Genomic DNA, 18,962 nt, shown 5'->3' on the forward strand with positions numbered 1-18,962 from the left:
CGAGCAATGCGGCAGAGAGTTTCGCATCTGGCGCAGATTTCGGATCTCGACCATTGCGTGACGTTTCGTGCGCGTGCTTGTCCTTTTAGTGGGGAGAATCGGCCCTAGGGAACTTTGACATGTCGAGGGAGGCGAGACTCGTGGCCGTTATGACTAGCCGCTTCGCCGACGGCCTCGCCGTGGGTTCCGACCTGGTGGGGGCCGCGGAGACCGCCGTGGGCCAGGCCCTGTCGAGGCTCAGTGGCCGGGCCGACCTGGTCTGTTTCTTCATCTGCGGCGATGATCCCGAGGACGTCGCGCGGGCCGGTGAGGCCGCTATGAGGCTCGCGCCCGACGCGCACGTGGTCGGATGCAGTGCCACGGGGGTGATCGGCGACGGACAAGGGGTCGAACTGCTGCCCGCGGTGAGCGCGTGGGCGGCGACCTTGGACGGCGCCAGGCTGACGACCTTCCAGCTGGAGACGCTGGCGGCCGAGGACAGGTTCGTGGTGGTCGGGCTGCCCGAGCGGGGCGCCGATGATCATGTGGCGATCCTGCTGGCCGACCCGTACACGTTTCCGACCGACGCCTTCGTCGAGCGCTCCGTCGATGTGCTCGGCGACCTGCCGTTGATCGGCGGGCTGGCCAACGGGTTGCAGGGACGGGGCTCCGTACGGCTGTTCGCCGACGGCGAGGTCTACACCGAGGGCGCGATCGGCGTGCTGATCAGCGGCCCGGTCAGGATCAGCACCGTCGTCAGCCAGGGCTGCCGCCCGATCGGGCCCAGCATGGTCGTCACCGCGTCGGAGGACAACCTGCTGCTGGAGCTGGCCGGGCAGCCCGCGCTGGCCCGGCTGGAGGACATCGTCAGCGAGCTGGACGAGGACGACCGCGAGCTGGTCGCCTCCGGCCTGCAGATCGGCGTGGCCATGGACGAGTACGCCGAGCGCCACGAACGCGGCGACTTCCTCATCAGGGGAGTCATCGGCATCGATCCCGAACGCGAGGCCGTGGCCATCGGCGACATCGTGGAGATCGGCAGGACCGTGCGCTTCCAGGTACGCGACGCGGCCACCGCCGACGAGGACCTGTACGACCTGCTGGACGCCCATCGGGAGCAGCTCGGCAAGGTGGACGGGGCGCTGCTGTTCTCGTGCAACGGACGGGGCTCGGCCATGTTCGGCACGGCCGACCACGACCCGGTCGCCCTGCGTGACACGCTGGGGCCCATCGGCATGGCCGGCTTCTTCGCCGCCGGCGAGGTCGGGCCGGTGGCGGGCCACAACCATGTGCACGGGTTCACGGCGTCCGTCCTGGTTTTCTCCAGCCCAGGCCCGTGACACGCGCCTGAAGGCCCGGCGGCCCCGTCTGCTCGGGAGGGCCACCGGGCCTCAAGCCGCCCGGGGCGGCCTCCAGGAGGCGCCGGGCCTGGACAGGGCCGGTCCCTGGCGCGGGTGGGTTACTCGGTCGCCGAGTCGGTGCTGGGACCCTGGCCCTCGTCCCCGGTGCCGGTGTGGAAGCCGCCCCTGCCGTCCTGGGCGTCGGGATCGGGCATCGCGGTCGGCTCGCACGGCGAGACCGGCCCCTTCACTATGGTGAGCGACATCCCGAACGGCGGCTGGTCGTCGCCGGCCTTGCTCTTCGAGACGGCCATCACCAGCGTCGAGCCCTCCGGCACCTCCCCCTTCTCGATCATGAACGAGGTCACGCCGCTCGACCGGCCGAAGCTCACCGCGAACTTGCCCGGACCGTTCCCGTTCGCGCCACGCGGCATCTTGCAGGTCTGCCCCTCGGGCAGGTAGTCGACGATCGCCTTGACCCCGGCGTCGGCCAGGTCCGCCTGCAGCCCCTCCGGGTCGTTGAACTTGTTGATCTGCACGGTGATCACCCCGTTGGCCCCCGTGGTCACCGCGTACGCCGGGCTGCCGCCGAGCCCGGACAGCACCACCACAGTCGCGGTGGCGGCCGCCGCGACCCCCGCCAGCGCGGCGGCCAGCCCCACGTAGCGCCGCCGGGAGCCAACGCGCCTGGCCGGTGTCACAGTCGTCGTCACGTCGTCCTCCGCCGTTCTCGTCGTGATCTCTTCCTTGAGTGCACTGAGAAGGCGCTCCTCGAAATTGCTCATGCCTGTTCCTCCACGTACACAGGTGCCGACGGCGAAGCGACGCGTTCAAGAGCCCGTCTTGCCCGGTGCAACCTGACTCGTACGGTCACCTGCCGGATCCCCAGGACCTCGGCGACCTCGGCGACGGTGAGCTGGTCGATCGCGACGAGCTCCAGCACCGCGCGCTCGCCCTCCGGCAGGCCGCGCATGGCCTCCAGGGAGCCGCGCATCCGGCGCTCGGCGTCGATCCGCTCCTCCATCCGCACGAGGTCGTCGTCGTCCATCAGCCGCCGGCCGGCGACGCGGCCGGTCGCCCGCGCCTCCCGGGCGGCCTGCCGATGCCGGGCCGACACGACGTTGCGCGCGACGCCGTACAGCCAGGCGATCTCGGTGCCCCGGCCGGGCGCGTAGGTGTGCGCCGAGTCAAGCACCGCCAGGAAGATGTCCGCCGTCAGGTCGGCGGCGAGGTGAGGGTCGCTCACCCGCCGGACCACGAAACGCATGACGGCATCGACGTGGCGGCGATAGAAGGCCTCAAAGGCCGCAGGGTCTTCGTTGAGGCGCACTGGCCTCGCTCCCTTCGTCGTTCGCCTTACATCCGTACTTGGACCGAGCGACGAGAAGCGTTTCCCCGCAGGTCAGCTGGGGCGGCGGGGCTGGAAGAGCCAGGCGTCGAAGAGCGGGCGGAGGTTTTTGCCCGACAGCTGCTCGGAGAGGGCGATGAACTCCTCCGTCGTGACGTGACCGTAGCGGTGGTCGGCGGTCCACGTCTTGAGCAGCCTGAAGAAGGTGTCGTCGCCGATCGCGTCGCGCACGGCCTGCAGCGTCATGGCGCCGCGCGTGTAGACCGACGCGTTGAACAGGTCGGAGGGCTTGGCCCGCCCCGGCGGGTAGGCCCACATCGGGTCGTCGGCCGGGCGGGCGTGGAGGTCCTTGAAGATGGCCTCCGCGGTCTTCGTGCCCTTGTGCTCCTGCCACAGCCACTCCGCGTACGTGGCGAAGCCCTCGTTGAGCCAGAGGTCCTTCCAGCGCTTGAGGGTGAGGCTGTCGCCGAACCACTGGTGGGCCAGCTCGTGTGCGATGATGGTCGCGTCGGGCTCGAAGCCCCCGTAGAGCGGCTTGGTCTGGTTTTCCAGCGCGTAGCCGGCCATGTAGTCGTCGATGACGCCGCCGGTCGAGGAGAACGGGTAGGGGCCGAAGACCGTCGACCAGTAGTCGGTGATCTCGCCGGAGAGCTGGTAGAGCTTGTCGAGCGAGCTCTTGAACTTGGGATCGACGGCGGCGAACTCCGGGATGCCCCCGGGGGTGCGGCCCTGGCGCAGGTCGAACTTGCCGAGCGTGGCGGTCGCCAGGTAGGTCGCCATCGGGTGGAGCTCGCGCCACCGGTAGGTGGTCTTGCCGCCGGCGGTCGTGGGCCGGCCCTGGAGCTCCCCGTTGGACACGGCGGTCAGCCCGGCGGGCACGGTGATCGCGAAGTCGAACGTGGCCTTGTCGGCCGGGTGGTCGTTGTTGGGGAACCAGGTCTTGGAGCCGTTGGGCTCGGAGGCCACGAACGCGCCGTCCGGGGTCGGGATGAACCCGTACGTGCCCAGGTTGTCGCTGTCCTCGGCGGCCTTGGGACGCCCCACGTAGACGACCTTGACGGTGAAGCGGGACCGGTTGCCGAGCGGGCGGGAGGGGGTCACGGTGAGCTCGTCGCCCTTCCGCCTGAACCTCGCCGCCGCGTTGTCGACGGTGACCTGGCGCACGTCGTAGCCGGCCAGGTCGAGGTTGAAGCTCGACAGGTTTTGAGTGGCGGCGGCCTGGATGGTGGTCCGCCCTTCGAGCTGTTTGGTCTTCGGGGTGTAGTCGACGGCCAGGTCGTAGTGGGACACGTCGTAGCCGCCGTTGCCGTCCTCGGGGAAGTCGGGGTCGCCGATGCCGGCGGCGCCCGGTCGGTAGTCGGTGACGGCGGGCGGGTCGTCCGCGCTCGCCGCTCGGCCGTCGGTGGGCGCACAGGCCAGCACACTCAGCGTGGCCAGCAGTGCCACCCCGCGTCTGTCGAAACGCATTGGCAACACGCCCCTTCGGATCGTGACCAAAATCTTACGCTGAGTCAGGCATTCACCACGACCGTCCTGGCGGCCTTGTCATGGACCGCCTGTTTGCGAGCGTCGAAGAGGATCCAGCCGAGGTCTATGAGCGAGCCTACGCAGCAGACCCAGGCGAGCGCGGTCTCGACGATCTGTCTCACCGCGGCCTGCGCCACGGTGATCCGCGCGCCGTTCTCCTGCACGACCCGCATGCCGAACAGCCTTTTGCCGAGGGTCTGGCCGTTCCAGAAGGCGTGCAGGAGCCAGAAGTACAGGAAGGCCACGAGTCCGGCCAGGAAGGTGTGCTCCACCGGGTAGCGGTCCCAGGCCCCTCTGCTCCGGTCCCAGACGTACTCCCAGCTCGACCAGGTGAAGGGGGCGGAGATGACGTTGACTATGAGCCAGTCGAGGACGCCGGCGAACAACCGTCGCCAGCGTCCCGCCAGCCCCGGTGGTGATCCCATGATGTCCTGATGACCACCACTAAGTCGGGACAAACTAAAGGTTGCCCCTTCGTTCCTGTTCCCGCTCGATCGCTTCGAACAGCGCCTTGAAGTTGCCCTTGCCGAACCCCAGCGAGCCGTGCCGCTCGATCAGCTCGAAGAAGACCGTGGGCCTGTCCTGCACCGGCTTGGTGAAGATCTGCAGCAGGTAGCCGTCCTCGTCGCGGTCCACGAGGATCTTCCGCCGCTTCAGCTCCTCGATCGGCGCCCGCACCTTGCCGATGCGCTCGCGCAGTTCGGGATCGTCGTAGTACGAGTCGGGCGTGTCCAGGAACTGCACGCCGGCCGCCCGCATGTGGTCGACCGTGGTCAGGATGTCGTTGGTGGCCAGGGCGATGTGCTGCACCCCGGGGCCGCCGTAGAACTCCAGGAACTCGTCGATCTGCGACTTCCTGCGGCTGACGGCCGGCTCGTTCAGCGGGAACTTGACCTTGCGCGTGCCGTCGGCGACGACCTTGGACATGAGCGCCGAGTACTCGGTGGCGATGTCGTCACCGACGAACTCCGCCATGTTCGTGAAGCCCATCACCTTCCGGTAGAACTCCACCCACTCGTCCATCTTGCCCAGCTCGACGTTGCCGACGCAGTGGTCGATCGCCTGGAAGAGCCGCCCGCCCTTCGTCGCCGGCGGCGCCACCAGCGGCTCGGCGGCCACGTAACCGGGCAGGTGGGGGCCGCCGTAGTTGGACCTGTCGACCAGCGTGTGGCGCGTCTCACCGTAGGTGGCGATGGCCGCGACCTGCACCTTGCCGTGCTCGTCCTCCATCGTGTACGGCTCCGCCAGCCCCTCGGCCCCGTGGGCGACCGCGTACGCGTACGCCGCCTCCACGTCGGGCACCTGGATCGCCAGGTCGATCACCCCGTCGCCGTGCTCGGCCACGTGCCTGGCCAGGTCCGTGCCGGGGCGGACCGCGGCCCGGAACTCGAACGTGGCACCGCCCGAGACCAGCACGTACGCGACCTCGTCCCGGCTGCCGTTCTCGGGCCCGCGGTAGGCCACCAACCTCATGCCGAACGCGGTCGAGTAGTAGTGGGCGGCCTGCTTGGCATTGCCCACGGCGAACACGACGGCGTCCATGCCGTTGACCGGAAAGACATCATTCATACTGGCAACTCTCGATATCCCTGAGCTCAGTGCGCAAGAGTTACTTCAATCGGTGGACAACCTGTCTAGCGACGCTCCGAGATATCCGGTAAATCTGTACAGTATGACGATCGATGAGCTGGACGCCAGGTTGATCGCCCTCATGACGGAGGAGCCCCGCCTGGGGGTGCTCGAGTTCTCGCGCCGGCTCGGCGTGGCCCGCGGCACCGTACAGGCCCGGATGGACCGGTTGATCGCCAGGGGAGTGATCACCGGGTTCGGGCCGGACGTGTCGCCGGAGGCGCTCGGCTATGACGTCACCGCGTTTGTCAGCATGGAGATAAGACAGGTCGCCGGGCACGACCCGGTGGCCGACCGGCTGGCCGCCATCCCGGAGGTGCTGGAGGTGTACACGATCACCGGCGACAGCGATCTTCTCTGCCGCGTGGTGGCGCGGACAAATGCCGATTTGCAGCGGGTTATCGATCGAATCGTTGATGTACAGGGTGTGCTCCGGACTAATTCGATCATCGCCCTGGACACCCCGGTTCCCTATCGAGTGCTGCCGTTGGTCGCCGATGTTCCGCGCCGCGGTGACCGGTAGCCGTACTATCGCTAGGGGACGAGGCACCGTTATCGATCGTTTAGCCTTGACATTCGCCCAGCGCATGAGGGGTGACAAGGGGGGTCGAGGGTGCGGAGCGGCGGTGGTAACGGGATGCGAAAACGACGAGTACTCCGACTTCTACTGATTTCATTTGGCGCGGGAATCCTCGTACTCGTCGGGCTTTTCGCCGTCGCATGGGCGCTGACGCCTATTCCCGATTCCACGCAGAAGCAGGCCACCGCGCAGGGTTCGGTGATCTATTACCGCGACGGCAAGACCGTGCTCGCCCGCCAGGGCATCGACCGCAAGAGCGTCGAGCTGGCCAAGGTGCCCAAGCACGTGCAACAGGCGGTCATCGCGGCCGAGAACCGCTCCTTCTACGACGACGGCGGTGTCTCGGTCAAGGGCACCGCGCGGGCCGTCTGGTCCACCGTCACCGGGCAGCAGCTCCAGGGCGGTTCGACGATCACCCAGCAGCTCGTGCGCAACTACTACAGCGGCCTCAGCCAGGAACGTTCCGTCACCCGGAAGTTCAAAGAGATCCTCATCGCGATCAAGGTCGACCAGTCCAAGTCGAAGGACTGGGTGCTCGAGCAGTACCTCAACACGATCTACTTCGGCCGTGGCGCCAACGGCGTCCAGTCGGCCGCCCGCGCCTACTTCGGCAAGGACGTCGGCCAGCTCAGCGTGGCCGAGGGCGCCTACCTCGCGGCGGTGATCCAGCAGCCCAGCCGCTTCGCCGACCCCAAGGGCCCCGACCTGGCGGCGGCCCAGGAGCGCTGGAAGTCCGTGATCGACGCGATGGGCCAGACCGGCATGCTGACGCCCGCCCAGGTCGCCGCCCAGCGCTTCCCCAAGCTCGCGGCGCCGAAGAAGCCGTTCGAGCTCAAGGGGCAGGCCCAGTACATGCTGGAGCAGGTGACGGCCGAGCTCAACCGGCGCGGCTACTCCGACGAGGACATCAACGGCGGCGGGCTGAAGATCGTCACGACGTTCGACAAGAAGCTCATGCAGGCCGCCCAGCGGGCCGTCAAGGACGTGCTGCCCGACGCCACGCCCAAGAAGGTCCACACGGGGCTGGCGGCCGTCGATCCGGGCACCGGTGAGATCGTCGCGTTCTACGGCGGCAGCCCCGCGCAGTCCCAGTACGACAGCGCGTTCTCGGCCAAGGTCCAGGCCGGCTCGACGTTCAAGCCGTACACGCTGGCGGCGGCGCTCGACAACGGCTTCGACCTGTCCACCAGGGTCGACGGCAACTCGCCGATGCGCGTGGCGTCCGACCCGAAGCCGATCCCCAACGACAGCGACCGCTCCTACGGCGAGATCGACCTGGTGCAGGCCACCCAGAACTCGGTCAACACCGCCTTCGTGGACCTCGGCCAGAAGGTCGGCCTGGACAAGGTCGCCGCCGTCGCCGAGAAGGCGGGCATCCCCAAGACGCAGCTCGAGAAGCAGCAGAGCTACGCGTCCTTCCCGCTCGGCGTCTCCTCGGTCAGCGCCGTCCAGAACGCCTCGGGTTTCTCCACGTTCGCCAACAAGGGCGTGCACATGGAGGCCCACGTGGTGATGTCGGTCACAGACGCCGAGGGCAAGAAGAAGACCGTCGAGCCGGTCTCGACGCGGGTGGTCGGCGAGCAGGCCGCCGGGGACGCCACGTACGCGATGCAGCAGGTCGTCAAGTACGGCACCGGCACCGGCGCGCGGCTCTACGACCGCCCGGTGGCCGGCAAGACGGGCACCACGGACAAGTCGAAGAGCGTCTGGTTCAACGGGTTCACGCCGCAACTGGCCGTCGCCGTCGACATGTTCAGGGAGGACAACGCCACCGTCACGATCCCCGGGTACGGCACGCAGTTCGGCGGCCAGCTCCCGGCGCAGATCTGGCGGGCGTTCATGACCGAGGCCATGGCGGGCAAGCCGGTCGAGGAGTTCCCCGAGCCGTCCGACTACGGCTGGGGCCCCGACTACTCGTCGCCCGACCAGAACCAGGACGGCCCCCAGCAGGAGTACACGCCGCCGTCCGACCCGAACGACTGGTTCGACAACACGCCCGAGCCCGACATCACCGCGCCCCCGTCCACGGACGGCCCGCCGGTGACGGATCAGCCGAGCGACAACGGGCCGCAGCAGGACCAGCAGCAGCCCGACGAGCAGACCGGCCCGCCGTCCACGCAGCAGCAGACGCCCGACCAGCCCACGACCGGGGGCGACACGATCAACGACGCCACCACGGGCCGCCCGCAGTCGGGTTAGCGCGCCGCGCCCAGCTCCGCCCGCAGGTCATCGACCGTCGTCACGGGCAGGCGGCAGGTGAACCCCTTGCACACGTACGCGGCAGGCGCCCCGCCGACCAGCCCGCGCCCCTCCAGCAGCTCCGGGAAGTCGCCGGGGCCGCGGGCGACCACCAGCCCCGGCACGTCGGCCAGCAGCGCCTCTCTGTGCAGCTCCGCCGTGCGCGGGTCGTCGGCCGGGCCGATCACGGCCACCTCCACGGGCCCGTCCAGCGCCGCCCGCGCCACGGCGAGGCCCCAGCCCGCGAACCTGGCGTGCCCCGTGGCCAGCACGGACACCGCGCCGAGCGCGGCCTGGGCGGCCTCCCTGTGCCGAGTGGAGCCGGTCAGGGCGCCGTAGGAGAGCAGCGCGCCCGCAGCCGCGAACTGGCCCGACGGCGTGGCGTTGTCCGTGGGGTCCTGCGGCCGCTGGAAGAGCCGTTCGGAGTCGTCGGCCGTGTCGTAGAAGCCGCCCGTGTCGTCGGCGAACCTGTCGAGCACCGTGTCCAGCAGCGAGCCCGCCAGCCGGAGCCACCTGGGCTCGCCGGTCACGCCGTACAGGGAGATCAGGCCCTCGGCCAGGTTGGCGTAGTCCTCGAGCACCCCGGCGTTGGTGCCCGCCCTGCCGTCCTTGGAGGTCCGCAGCAGCCTGCCGTCCGCCATGTGCGTGCTCGCGAGCAGGCCGGCCGCGGCCGTGGCCGCCGCCACGAGGTCGGGGCGCTCGAACACCACGCCGGTCTCCGCCAGGGCCGCGATGGCCAGGCCGTTCCACGAGGCCACGACCTTGTCGTCGCGCCCCGGGCGTACGCGCCGCTCCCTGGCGGCCAGCAGCCGCTCGCGGACGCTCGCGTAGCGCGCCGGGTCGTCGGGATCGCGCGGGAGCTGCAGCACGGACGTGCCGTGCTCGAACGTGCCGGTCACCTCGAAGAGCTCCTGCGCCCAGCGCCCGTCGTCCTCGCCGAGCACCTCGCGCAGCTCCTCGGGCGTCCAGACGTAGAACTTGCCCTCCACGCCCTCGCTGTCGGCGTCGAGCGCGGAGGCGAACCCGCCCTCCCCGGTGCGCATCTCCCGCAGCAGCCAGTCGGCCGTCTCCAGCGCCACCCGCCGCGCGAGCTCGCCGCCGCCCGCCTTCCACCAGTGCGTGTAGACGCGCAGCAGGAGCGCGTTGTCGTAGAGCATCTTCTCGAAGTGCGGCACGACCCATTCCGCGTCGACGCTGTAGCGGGCGAACCCGCCGCCGAGCTGGTCGTACAGGCCGCCGCGGGCCATCGACCCGAGCGTCTCGCCGCTCATCTCGCGCTCGCCCGAGCGCAGCAGGAACTCCAGCACCATGGACGGCGGGAACTTGGGCGCCCTGCCGAAGCCGCCGTTGACGCCGTCGAACTCCTGGCCCAGGTTGCGCATGGCGAGCGCCAGCGTCTCCTCCTTGGGCACGGCCCCGCTGGGCAGCGTGGTGTTCGTGGTGAGCGCCTCCACCACCTTGGCGCCCTGCTGCAGCACGGACTGCCGGTCGCCGACCCACACGTTGTGGACCTCGGTGAGCAGGCGCTGGAAGTGGGGACGCGGGAAGTAGGTGCCGCAGTAGAACGGGTGGCCCTCGGGAGTGGCGAACACCGTCATCGGCCAGCCGCCCTGGCGCGTCATGGCCTGGGTGGCGCCCATGTAGACGGCGTCCACGTCCGGCCGCTCCTCGCGGTCGACCTTGATGTTGACGAAGTGCTCGTTCATGAGGCGCGCGGTGCCGGGGTCCTCGAAGCTCTCGTGTGCCATCACGTGACACCAGTGACACGCTGAGTAACCGACGCTGATCAGCAGCGGCACGTCCCGCCGCCTGGCCTCCGCGAACGCCTCCTCACCCCAGGGGTGCCAGTCCACGGGGTTGTCCGCGTGCTGCAGCAGGTAGGGGCTCGTGGCGTCTTTCAAGCGGTTCATCAGGACCTCCACTGATCAGCCTAGTCCGCCCCCGCCCCGGGCCTCTCCCGCCGCACGGCCCGCCCGCTGCCCCGGTGCTCGGACGGGGCGCTCGCCGAACGAGAGCCGGGGGCGGCTGACTGGGGAGGCCGGGACGGGCTAGGTTACGGGGCGTGGATATGGACTTCGTCTGCGCACACGCCGGCCGCCCGGTCGGCGCCGTCACCCGCAGGGACGTGGCACGCGCCCTGCTGGCCGTTCCCTCAGGGGTGGCGCTGGTGGCGCTGCCCGACCTGCGGCGCGCGATGATGGCGGCGGGCAACCCGCTCTCCCGCCCGTTCTGGGAGTCCGCCAAGGCCACGCTCAGCTCGATCGAGGCGGGTGTCGCCACGGTCGGCGACGTGCAGCGCTGGGTCGAGTCCACCGGCACCGAGCCGATCCTCATGACGCCCAGCTACTTCGTCTGGCCGGAGGAGGACGAGCGCGGGCCCGTGGCGGTGGAGATGTTCGGCCGGCTGGTCGCGTACCTGGAGGAACGGGTCGAGGCCGGTGAGATCGACCCCGACGCGCTGGCGGAAGGTGATCGGGCGGCCCGCGGCGCGTACGAGGAGCTGCAGGAGCGCTGGCTCGGCACGCCGCTGGCGGACGGCAGGGTGCCCGGGTTCGCGGTGAGCGACGAGCTGGACGAGGAGTCGTTCGCGATCTGGGACGAGGAGGAGGCGTTCGCGCTGTCGGAGCTGCGGCGGATCGTCGCCGGCCTGCCCGCGCAGCCCGAGCTGCCCGCCGGCGAGCTGGACGCGGCGGCGGCGCGCCTGCGCACGCTGCTCGCCCTGCCCGGCTACCCCGCCAACGTGCTGCGGGCCTGCGCCGGGTTCGAGGAAGGCCCGATGCCGGACGACGACGGTGAGCTGTGGCTGGCGGTGGCGGCGGGCATCGCGGGGCCGATCTCGGACCTGTCGGAGAGCGGGGACCTGCTGGAGGAGTTCGTCGACCTGGACGGGGAGCTCACCCTGGAGGACGCGACGCTGGCCAACCTCTGCGCGATCCAGCACGCCGACTGGCTGGCCGGGGTGGCGGCGCTGGCGAGGCTGGGCCCGGGGGTGCTGGCCTCGCCCGAGCGGATGGCGCGGCTCATCGCCGAGTCGGAGGACATCGACGTCGACGAGCAGGACACCGACGATCTCAACGCGACCGAGAGCCTGTTCGGCTCGGTGGTGAGCCTGTGGGGCTATCTCGGCATCGTGGACAAGGACGAGGTGCTCACTCCGCTGGGCTGGTGGGGTCTGCCCAAGGCGCTGGAACGGGCCTGGTCACGCGCTGCCGAATGAGCTGTCGACCAGGTGCTGGAACTCGGGGTGACGCTTGATGTACTTCGCCACGTAGGGGCAGAGCGGCACGACGCGCAGGCCGGTGTCGGCGCTCGCCTGGAGCGCGAACGCGACCAGCCTGCTCGCCAGCCCCTGCCCCTCGTACGCGGGCAGGACCTCGGTGTGCGTGAAGACGATCTTGGTGGGCAGCAGGCGATAGTCGGCGAACCCGGCGACCTTGCCGTCCACGAGCACCTCGAACCGGCTCTCCGTCGAGTTGTCGACAACCTCGATCGGCATCTACTCGGCCTTCTTGTCGTCCACGTCGCCCTCGTGGGGGACCTGGATCTTCGACATCTGCTTGTTCATCGACTTGACCAGGAAGTACAGGGCAAAGCCGAGGAAAGCCACGACGAGGAAGCCGAGCAGGCCCGGACTCACATCACCTGCTGCTAGAACGTTCACAGTTCCAGTCTGCCACTGGGGGAGCGTGGTCCCGTCAGTGGCAGGCGGGGGAGACGTCCTCGGCGTGGATGCCCGCGAACAGGTCGTCCTCCGGCAGCTCCGTGTCCACCAGCGAGCGCGCCAGGTGGTAGTCCTCGGTCGGCCAGATCTCCTGCTGCAGCTCGCGCGGGCAGACGAACCACCAGCTGTCGGGGTCGATCTGGGTGGCGTGGGCGATCAGGGCCTGGTCGCGGATCTCGAAGTAGTCGCCGCACGGCACCCGCGTGGTGACCGGCCACTTGGCCGGGCGGTCCTCCCAGCGGGAGATCCAGTCGGCGTACGGGGAGCCGAGGCCACGCTCGGTCATCGCCTCGTGCAGCGCCTCGAACCGCTCCTTGGTGAAGCCCATCTGGTAGTAGAGCTTCAGCGGCTGCCACGGGTCGCCCGTGCCCGGGTAGCGGTCGGGGTCGCCGGCGGCCTCGAAGGCCTCCACCGAGACCTTGTTGGTCATGATGTGGTCGGGGTGGGGGTAGCCGCCGTCGTCGTCGTACGTGATGATCACGTGCGGCCTGAACTCCCGCACGGCCGCCACCAGCGGCGCCGAGGCGTCCTCCAGCTTCTGCGTGGCGAAGGAGCCCTCGGGCAGCGCCTCGTCCTCGTTCTCCGGCAGCCCGGAGTCGACGAAGCCCATGAAACGCTGCTGCACGCCAAGGATCTCGCGGGCCCGGTCCATCTCGGCCTTGCGCACCGCGGCGATGTTCGCCACGATCTCGGGCCGATCCATCTTCGGATTGAGCACGGAGCCCCGCTCACCACCCGTGAGCGTACAGACCAGCACTTCCACACCTTCGCGCACGTAACGCGCCATCGTGGCGGCGCCCTTGCTCGACTCGTCATCGGGGTGGGCGTGGACGGCCATCAGCCTCAGCGGTGCACTCACGGGCTCGATGTCTCCTCAGTAGGGACCGGTCACTCGCCCAGAGAGGTTAGTTTCTGCTGGGCGGTCGCGAGGGCACACCCCCCGCGGGCGACAATTGTCTCGGATAACGCTCAGGGAGTGCAGGGAGATTCCGCCATGGCGACCAGAGATGTCGAGAACCAACCAGTTCTCGGCACACCCGACGACTTCCCCGACCGCCCCAAACGAGGCGGGCGGCTGGTCGTCCACGTCGTGATCGGCGTGCTGGTGGCCATCATCGCGGGTGGCTGGGGTTACGTGATGTGGTCGATGACGGCGGGCGGTTCGGAGGCGCCGTCGCAGGTGGTGACGTTCAACGTCGTCAGCGCGAATCGCGCGGAGATCACCTTTGAGGTGTACAAGCCAGACGATAGGGTGGCTGTCTGCCGGATCAGGGCGCTGGACGTCTATCACGCGGAAGTGGGCAGCAAGGAAGTAAGAATCCCGGCTGGCGGGGGTAGTAAGCAGATCAAGGAAAGCCTCGACACCAGTGGTGAGGCCACTTCCGTCCACATCCAGTACTGCAATCTCGTATAGTGAGACGTTTGGGGAAGCGTTGGAGCGGTTGACTTGTTAGCCTTTCGCAATTCAACCACACGTAACCTCAAGTGATCTCAGGGCCCCCTAGGCAAGCAAGGAGAACCCGTGGCCGACTCTCGCGATGAGAACGTCACATGGCTGACGCAGGAGGCGTACGACCGCCTGAAGGCGGAGTACGAATATCTCTCTGGCCCCGGGCGCGTCGACATCGCCAAGAAGATCGAAGCCGCCCGCGAAGAGGGCGACCTGCGTGAGAACGGTGGCTACCACGCCGCCAAGGACGAGCAGGGCAAGATGGAAGCCCGGATCTTCCACCTCCGGCAGATCCTCGACAACGCCCAGGTGGGAGAGGCCCCCAAGGCCGAGGGCGTGGTGGGCCCCGGCATGACCGTGACCATCCGCTTCGTCGGCGACGACGACGAGGTCACCTTCCTGCTCGCCTCCCGCGAAGAGAGCGGAGCGCCGATCGACGTCTACTCGCCGAAGTCCCCGCTGGGGGCGGCGATCAACGGCAAGAAGATCGGGGAGAAGGCGACCTACTCCATGCCCAACGGCCGCCAGAACACGGTCGAGATCCTTGAGGCAGTGCCGTACATCGGCAACTGACACCCCCGCAGGACGACCGCCGGGCCCACGCTGGCCCGGCGGATTTTTCGCGTGCGTCAGGGATCCGGCAGGACCTCAGCTTCCTGGTCAACTCTCGTAAGCGGAGCAACACGTACAAGCTGGTGCCGTTCATCGTGGTGGCGCTGGTCGCGGTGCTGACCGCCGACGTGCTGCTGCTCGCGCGATCCGGACAGGACGTCGGTCCCGTACGCGCCCAGGCCACGCTCAAGCAGACGCCGCTGGCGCAGCGCCGGCCGCAACAGCAGCAGGGGCAGCAGCAACCGCCGCCTGTCGCCACCGTCCAGCCGGTGGAGCCGCTGAAGAAGCTGCACAAGCCCAACCTGTTCGTGCTGACCAGCAAGCCGTTCACCAACGAGCTGTTACGGAAGGTGGCCAAGCTGCGCGGGGTGCGGGCCCTGGAGCTGGCCGACGCGGCGTCCGTCATGCTCGACGACAAGCGGGTGCAGACGCTGGCGGTCAATCCGTCCACGTTCCGCTCGTACACGCCCAAGGTGACCGCTTCGTCCGACGCGCTCTGGCAGAACGTCGCGGCGGGTGACGTGGCGGTGTCGTTCGTGCTCGGCAACGACGGCGGGCTCGCGCTGCACCGGCGCGTGGCCAGCCCGGCCGGGACGCTGCGGATCGGCGCGTACGCCACCACCGGGTTCGGCGCGGTGGACGCCGTCGTGTCCAAGAACGTGGGGCGGACCTTAGGACTCCCGCGCGACAACGCCCTCATCGTGAGCGCCCCCGACACCAACTCCGAGACGCTGCGCAGGGCCATCCTCAAGCGGCTGCCCAAGGGCACGCAGGTGGCCATGGTCAACCCGGTCCTCCCGCAGCCGCAGACCCCGACCCGTACCTGGCCTTCCGGGTCGTTCATGACGGGCGAGCAGATCACCGTGGCGCTGAAGGCCGCCGCCTCCAAGCTCGGCCGGCCGTACGTGTGGGGCGCCGAGGGGCCAGACACCTTCGACTGCTCCGGCCTGGTCCAGTGGGCCTTCGCCCAGGCGGGGGTACGGATGCCCCGGGTGACGCACCAGCAGTGGGTGACCGGGCCGCAGGTTCCGCTGTCACAGGCGCAGCCGGGCGATCTGATCTTCTGGCGCCTCGACCCGACCAATCCCGACTACATCTCCCATGTAGCGATTTATTGGGGTAACGGGAAGATGATCCAGGCGCCGCGTACCGGCGATGTCGTCAAGATCTCGCCCGTGCACACCCGCAACCTGGCAGGCATCGTCCGCGTAAGCCCAGTCGCCGCCGCCAAGGTCCGCTAACCCCGCTCGTCCCCCGACCAGCCCGGCTCCGGCAAGCCCGCCCCCGTACCCGACCAGCCCGGCCCCGGCCCCTGACCAGCCCAGCCCCGGCTCCGACCAGCCCGGCCCCGGCCCCGGCCCTGAGCAGCCCAGCCCCGGCTCCGACCAGCCCGGCCCCGGCCGCCCGACGACGCGCGCACGGCGTCGCACCACGTGGGGCCGCGCCGCGATGCTGCGGGCGGGTGGTGGCATGACGCGCTCGGCCAGCGACCGACGGCCCGCCCCCGGTGCGCGGACCCGCGCCGCGCCGTGCTGCGCTGTGCATCCCTAGGCCCACCCGCGAGGCCCGCAAGACGACGGTCCGCCCGCGCCGTGCCCCCGCGCCTGCCGTCATGCCCTCGCCCCCGCGCCCGCGCCCGTCGCTCCGTGGGTGGGTGGGGTGCGCATGATCAGGCCCCCGTGAGCACCCTCGCGGCGTAGCCCTTCCGGGGCGGGTGGGGCGGGGGGTGGGCATGAGGGGGGAGGGGGCGGTGGGGTGCGTAAACGCGGTCCTGGAGGCGTGCATTTCGCGTGCAACTGTGTAATGGTGATTACATGGCAACAGACGACGACACCGCGCAGATTCACGGCTGGTTCACCGGACGGCTGCCCGAGGGCTGGTTCACCGGTGCGCCCGAGATCGTCAGGGACCGCGAGGAGATCGCGGTGCTCGGCACCCTCCCCGACCCCCCGGACGACGTGCCGGAGGCCGAGCGGGCCGCTCTGGTCGAAGGGCTGGCCAGGAGGTTCAGGGAGGAGACGCGCGAGCGGCGGATCGAGATCGCCCGGGAGGCCGAGCGCAAGTTCCGGCAGAAGGTGTCCTGGGGTGTGGTCTGCGGCGGCGAGACTGTGATGTTCACCACACTCTCCGTGCCCGTGATGACCAGGCTGCGTCAGACGGAGCGGCAGGTTCTGGACACGCTCGTGGCCGCGGGAGTGGCCAGGAGTCGCAGCGACGCGCTCGCCTGGTGCGTACGTCTGGTCGGCAAGCACACCGACACATGGCTCGCCGACCTGCGGGACGCGCTCCAGCACGTCGACCGCGTTCGCTCCGAGGGACCCGACATCAATTCCTGAGACCACGCAGCGGAAACGGGCGCGGAAATGGACTAAACCACTGGGGAAATTGGTTTAGACCATCGGAATTGGACTGGACCACTGCATGTTAATTCTCTTTTAAATCTGCTCGGGCTGGGTAGGCTCCACCAATCGTCAGGGCCGCTGCCTGCGGCGACGGTCAGGCCAACAGGTCTATGCCAATTGGCTTTCATGCCGCTTCGTCGTTAATGATGACTGGGCCCTGAGACAGTGGAGGAGTCGCAGTCGTGTCCGTTTCCGTGGAAGTGCCCGCACCGACCAGCAATGGCGAATTGGCCGCGTGGGTGAACGAGATCGCCGCCCTGACCCAGCCAGACCGGATCGAGTGGTGCGACGGGTCCGAAGAGGAGTGGACGCGCCTGACCAACCTGCTCGTGGATCAGGGGACGTTCACGCGACTCGCCGCCCGGCCCAACAGCTTCTACGCCAAGTCCGACCCCAGCGACGTGGCCAGGGTCGAGGACCGTACCTTCATCTGCTCCGAGCGCGAGGAGGACGCGGGCCCGACCAACAACTGGATCGCGCCCGACGAGATGCGCCGGACGTTCCGGCAGCTCTTCAAGGGCTGCATGCGCGGCCGCACGATGTACGTCGTGCCGTTCTGCATGGGCCCGCTCGGCGGCGAGATCTCGCAGCTCGGCGTCGAGATCACCGACTCTCCGTACGTCGCCGTCTCCATGCGGATCATGACCAGGATGGGGGACAGGGCGCTCCGCCTGATCGAGCAGAGGGGCGAGTTCGTCAAGGCGGTCCACTCCGTCGGGGCGCCGCTGGAGCACGGTCAGCAGGACGTGCCCTGGCCGTGCAGCTCGACGAAGTACATCAGCCACTTCCCCGAGACCCGCGAGATCTGGTCGTACGGGTCCGGCTACGGCGGCAACGCCCTGCTCGGCAAGAAGTGCTACGCCCTGCGCATCGCCAGCGCCATGGCCCGCGACGAGGGCTGGATGGCCGAGCACATGCTGATCCTCAAGCTCACGCCGCCGTCCGGCGAGACCCGCTACGTCGCGGCCGCCTTCCCGAGCGCCTGCGGCAAGACCAACCTCGCCATGCTCCAGCCCACGATCCCGGGCTGGAAGGTCGAGACGATCGGCGACGACATCGCCTGGATGCGCTTCGGCGACGACGGCCGCCTCTACGCGATCAACCCGGAGGCCGGCTTCTTCGGCGTCGCGCCCGGCACCGGCCAGGTGACCAACGCCAACGCGATCAAGACGCTCTGGGGCAACAGCATCTTCACCAACGTCGCGCTCACCGACGACGGCGACGTGTGGTGGGAGGGGCTGACCGAGGAGCCGCCGGCGCACCTGACCGACTGGAAGGGCCGTTCCTGGACGCCCGGCGGCGACGAGCCGGCCGCCCACCCGAACGCCCGCTTCACCACTCCCGCCGCCCAGTGTCCGACCATCGCACCCGAATGGCAGGACCCCAAGGGTGTGCCCATCTCAGCGATCTTGTTCGGCGGTCGCCGCGCCACCGCCGTGCCTCTGGTCACAGAGTCGCTGAGCTGGGAGCACGGCGTCTTCCTCGGAGCCAACGTCGCCTCCGAGAAGACCGCCGCGGCCGAGGGCAAGGTCGGCGAGCTGCGCCACGACCCGTTCGCCATGCTGCCGTTCTGCGGCTACAACATGGGCGACTACTTCGACCACTGGCTGGAGATCGGCCGCCGCAAGGGCGCCAAGCTGCCGCGGATCTACTACGTCAACTGGTTCCGCAAGAACGCCGAGGGCAAGTTCATCTGGCCGGGCTTCGGCGAGAACAGCCGCGTGCTCAAGTGGATCGTCGACCGGCTCAACGGCGAGGCCAAGGCCGTGCCGACGGCGATCGGCCTGCTGCCGGCCGACCTCGACACCAAGGGCCTGGACCTGACCGAGGAGGACCTGCGCACCCTCCTGTCGGTCGACAAGGAGGTGTGGCGCGAGGAGGCGTCGCTGATCCCGGCCCACTTCGACAAGTTCGGCTCGCATCTGCCGAAGGAACTGTGGGACGAGTACAACGCCCTGCTGGACCGCCTCGGCTGACCCCTTCGTGCGGTACGGCGGCTCCGTCGAATTCGACGGAGCCGCTGGTCTGCCGACCGGGCGGCGAACCGCGGCGGGAGCCGCCGACGAAATTCGAATAATCTAAATGAGCAGAACGAAACCTTTACCTCTGCCTTACGCGTCCTTCCGATAACCAGCC

General features: G+C 69.1%; 18 protein-coding genes. 9 read left to right on the forward strand and 9 right to left on the reverse strand.

From position 1 onward, the window contains the following. Nucleotides 1-149: 149 nt before the first annotated feature. Nucleotides 150-1,319, forward strand: coding sequence for an FIST N-terminal domain-containing protein (locus ACIHFD_RS56125; protein WP_192793806.1), 1,170 nt, complete (start codon nucleotides 150-152; stop codon nucleotides 1,317-1,319). Between the two features lie 119 nt (nucleotides 1,320-1,438). Here ACIHFD_RS56125 and ACIHFD_RS56130 read toward each other — a convergent pair whose 3' ends face one another. The 5 genes from ACIHFD_RS56130 to hppD form a co-directional block, all read right to left on the reverse strand. Further along, on the reverse strand, nucleotides 1,439-2,104 hold the full coding sequence (locus ACIHFD_RS56130; RefSeq protein ID WP_397373890.1) for a hypothetical protein: 666 nt from the start codon (nucleotides 2,102-2,104) through the stop codon (nucleotides 1,439-1,441). After that, nucleotides 2,101-2,649 carry an RNA polymerase sigma factor gene (locus ACIHFD_RS56135; RefSeq protein ID WP_397373891.1) on the reverse strand — a complete coding sequence of 183 codons (549 nt, stop codon included), beginning with the start codon at nucleotides 2,647-2,649 and terminating at the stop codon, nucleotides 2,101-2,103. The genes ACIHFD_RS56130 and ACIHFD_RS56135 overlap by 4 nt, the downstream gene beginning before the upstream one ends. A 72-nt stretch (nucleotides 2,650-2,721) precedes the next feature. Then, entirely contained in the window at nucleotides 2,722-4,134 is a 1,413-nt protein-coding gene (locus ACIHFD_RS56140; RefSeq protein ID WP_397373892.1) for a M1 family metallopeptidase, read from the reverse strand. Between the two features lie 44 nt (nucleotides 4,135-4,178). Continuing rightward, a complete protein-coding gene (locus ACIHFD_RS56145; protein WP_397373893.1) occupies nucleotides 4,179-4,619 on the reverse strand; it encodes an RDD family protein in 441 nt (146 codons plus the stop codon). 34 nt (nucleotides 4,620-4,653) lie between these two features. Continuing rightward, nucleotides 4,654-5,763 (reverse strand): 4-hydroxyphenylpyruvate dioxygenase, encoded by a 1,110-nt coding sequence (hppD, locus tag ACIHFD_RS56150; RefSeq protein ID WP_355197359.1) that lies wholly within the window; start codon nucleotides 5,761-5,763, stop codon nucleotides 4,654-4,656. A 103-nt stretch (nucleotides 5,764-5,866) separates the two neighbouring features. Between hppD and ACIHFD_RS56155 the strand changes: the two genes are divergently transcribed. Beyond that, the gene (locus tag ACIHFD_RS56155) at nucleotides 5,867-6,346 is read left to right on the forward strand and encodes an Lrp/AsnC family transcriptional regulator (protein WP_397373949.1); all 480 of its coding nucleotides are present in this window, start codon (nucleotides 5,867-5,869) and stop codon (nucleotides 6,344-6,346) included. A gap of 255 nt (nucleotides 6,347-6,601) precedes the next feature. Beyond that, nucleotides 6,602-8,602: a transglycosylase domain-containing protein gene (locus ACIHFD_RS56160; protein ID WP_397373894.1), complete on the forward strand. Its 2,001-nt coding sequence runs from the start codon at nucleotides 6,602-6,604 to the stop codon at nucleotides 8,600-8,602. Here ACIHFD_RS56160 and ACIHFD_RS56165 read toward each other — a convergent pair. Further along, nucleotides 8,599-10,551 carry a thioredoxin domain-containing protein gene (locus tag ACIHFD_RS56165; protein ID WP_397373895.1) on the reverse strand — a complete coding sequence of 651 codons (1,953 nt, stop codon included), beginning with the start codon at nucleotides 10,549-10,551 and terminating at the stop codon, nucleotides 8,599-8,601. The genes ACIHFD_RS56160 and ACIHFD_RS56165 overlap by 4 nt on opposite strands. A gap of 158 nt (nucleotides 10,552-10,709) precedes the next feature. Here ACIHFD_RS56165 and ACIHFD_RS56170 point away from each other — a divergent pair, with 158 nt between their 5' ends. Continuing rightward, nucleotides 10,710-11,858 carry a hypothetical protein gene (locus ACIHFD_RS56170; protein WP_397373950.1) on the forward strand — a complete coding sequence of 383 codons (1,149 nt, stop codon included), beginning with the start codon at nucleotides 10,710-10,712 and terminating at the stop codon, nucleotides 11,856-11,858. Here the strand turns inward: ACIHFD_RS56170 and ACIHFD_RS56175 are convergent. From ACIHFD_RS56175 to mca, 3 genes are read right to left on the reverse strand one after another with little or no spacing between them, the layout of a single operon-like run. Beyond that, the gene (locus ACIHFD_RS56175; RefSeq protein ID WP_350725709.1) at nucleotides 11,841-12,137 is read right to left on the reverse strand and encodes a GNAT family N-acetyltransferase; all 297 of its coding nucleotides are present in this window, start codon (nucleotides 12,135-12,137) and stop codon (nucleotides 11,841-11,843) included. The two genes, ACIHFD_RS56170 and ACIHFD_RS56175, sit on opposite strands and share 18 nt — an antisense overlap. Beyond that, a complete protein-coding gene (locus ACIHFD_RS56180) occupies nucleotides 12,138-12,302 on the reverse strand; it encodes a hypothetical protein (protein WP_192788033.1) in 165 nt (54 codons plus the stop codon). Nucleotides 12,303-12,336: 34 nt separating this feature from the next. Continuing rightward, nucleotides 12,337-13,221, reverse strand: a complete 885-nt coding sequence (gene mca, locus ACIHFD_RS56185) for a mycothiol conjugate amidase Mca (protein ID WP_350725707.1) — start codon at nucleotides 13,219-13,221, stop codon at nucleotides 12,337-12,339. A gap of 135 nt (nucleotides 13,222-13,356) precedes the next feature. Here mca and ACIHFD_RS56190 point away from each other — a divergent pair, with 135 nt between their 5' ends. From ACIHFD_RS56190 to ACIHFD_RS56210, 5 genes are all read left to right on the forward strand, one after another. After that, on the forward strand, nucleotides 13,357-13,776 hold the full coding sequence (locus ACIHFD_RS56190; protein ID WP_355197352.1) for a DUF4307 domain-containing protein: 420 nt from the start codon (nucleotides 13,357-13,359) through the stop codon (nucleotides 13,774-13,776). Between the two features lie 108 nt (nucleotides 13,777-13,884). Next, a complete protein-coding gene (greA, locus tag ACIHFD_RS56195) occupies nucleotides 13,885-14,385 on the forward strand; it encodes a transcription elongation factor GreA (protein ID WP_148437100.1) in 501 nt (166 codons plus the stop codon). Between the two features lie 122 nt (nucleotides 14,386-14,507). Continuing rightward, nucleotides 14,508-15,665 carry a C40 family peptidase gene (locus ACIHFD_RS56200; protein ID WP_397373896.1) on the forward strand — a complete coding sequence of 386 codons (1,158 nt, stop codon included), beginning with the start codon at nucleotides 14,508-14,510 and terminating at the stop codon, nucleotides 15,663-15,665. A 573-nt stretch (nucleotides 15,666-16,238) separates the two neighbouring features. Beyond that, entirely contained in the window at nucleotides 16,239-16,760 is a 522-nt protein-coding gene (locus tag ACIHFD_RS56205; RefSeq protein ID WP_350725701.1) for a hypothetical protein, read from the forward strand. A gap of 248 nt (nucleotides 16,761-17,008) precedes the next feature. After that, entirely contained in the window at nucleotides 17,009-18,802 is a 1,794-nt protein-coding gene (locus tag ACIHFD_RS56210) for a phosphoenolpyruvate carboxykinase (GTP) (protein ID WP_397373897.1), read from the forward strand. Nucleotides 18,803-18,962 lie beyond the last annotated feature (160 nt).

It is taken from the genome of Nonomuraea sp. NPDC051941, from assembly GCF_044593615.1.

Coding starts and splice junctions, on each gene's coding strand:
- ACIHFD_RS56140 (WP_397373892.1), bottom strand. CDS start 4,134: ATGCGTTTCGACAGACGCGGGGTGGCACTGCTGGCCACGCTGAGTGTG.
- ACIHFD_RS56155 (WP_397373949.1), top strand. CDS start 5,867: ATGACGATCGATGAGCTGGACGCCAGGTTGATCGCCCTCATGACGGAG.
- hppD (WP_355197359.1), bottom strand. CDS start 5,763: ATGAATGATGTCTTTCCGGTCAACGGCATGGACGCCGTCGTGTTCGCC.
- ACIHFD_RS56130 (WP_397373890.1), bottom strand. CDS start 2,104: ATGAGCAATTTCGAGGAGCGCCTTCTCAGTGCACTCAAGGAAGAGATC.
- ACIHFD_RS56170 (WP_397373950.1), top strand. CDS start 10,710: ATGGACTTCGTCTGCGCACACGCCGGCCGCCCGGTCGGCGCCGTCACC.
- ACIHFD_RS56165 (WP_397373895.1), bottom strand. CDS start 10,551: ATGAACCGCTTGAAAGACGCCACGAGCCCCTACCTGCTGCAGCACGCG.
- ACIHFD_RS56145 (WP_397373893.1), bottom strand. CDS start 4,619: ATGGGATCACCACCGGGGCTGGCGGGACGCTGGCGACGGTTGTTCGCC.
- ACIHFD_RS56175 (WP_350725709.1), bottom strand. CDS start 12,137: ATGCCGATCGAGGTTGTCGACAACTCGACGGAGAGCCGGTTCGAGGTG.
- ACIHFD_RS56205 (WP_350725701.1), top strand. CDS start 16,239: ATGGCAACAGACGACGACACCGCGCAGATTCACGGCTGGTTCACCGGA.
- ACIHFD_RS56125 (WP_192793806.1), top strand. CDS start 150: ATGACTAGCCGCTTCGCCGACGGCCTCGCCGTGGGTTCCGACCTGGTG.
- ACIHFD_RS56190 (WP_355197352.1), top strand. CDS start 13,357: ATGGCGACCAGAGATGTCGAGAACCAACCAGTTCTCGGCACACCCGAC.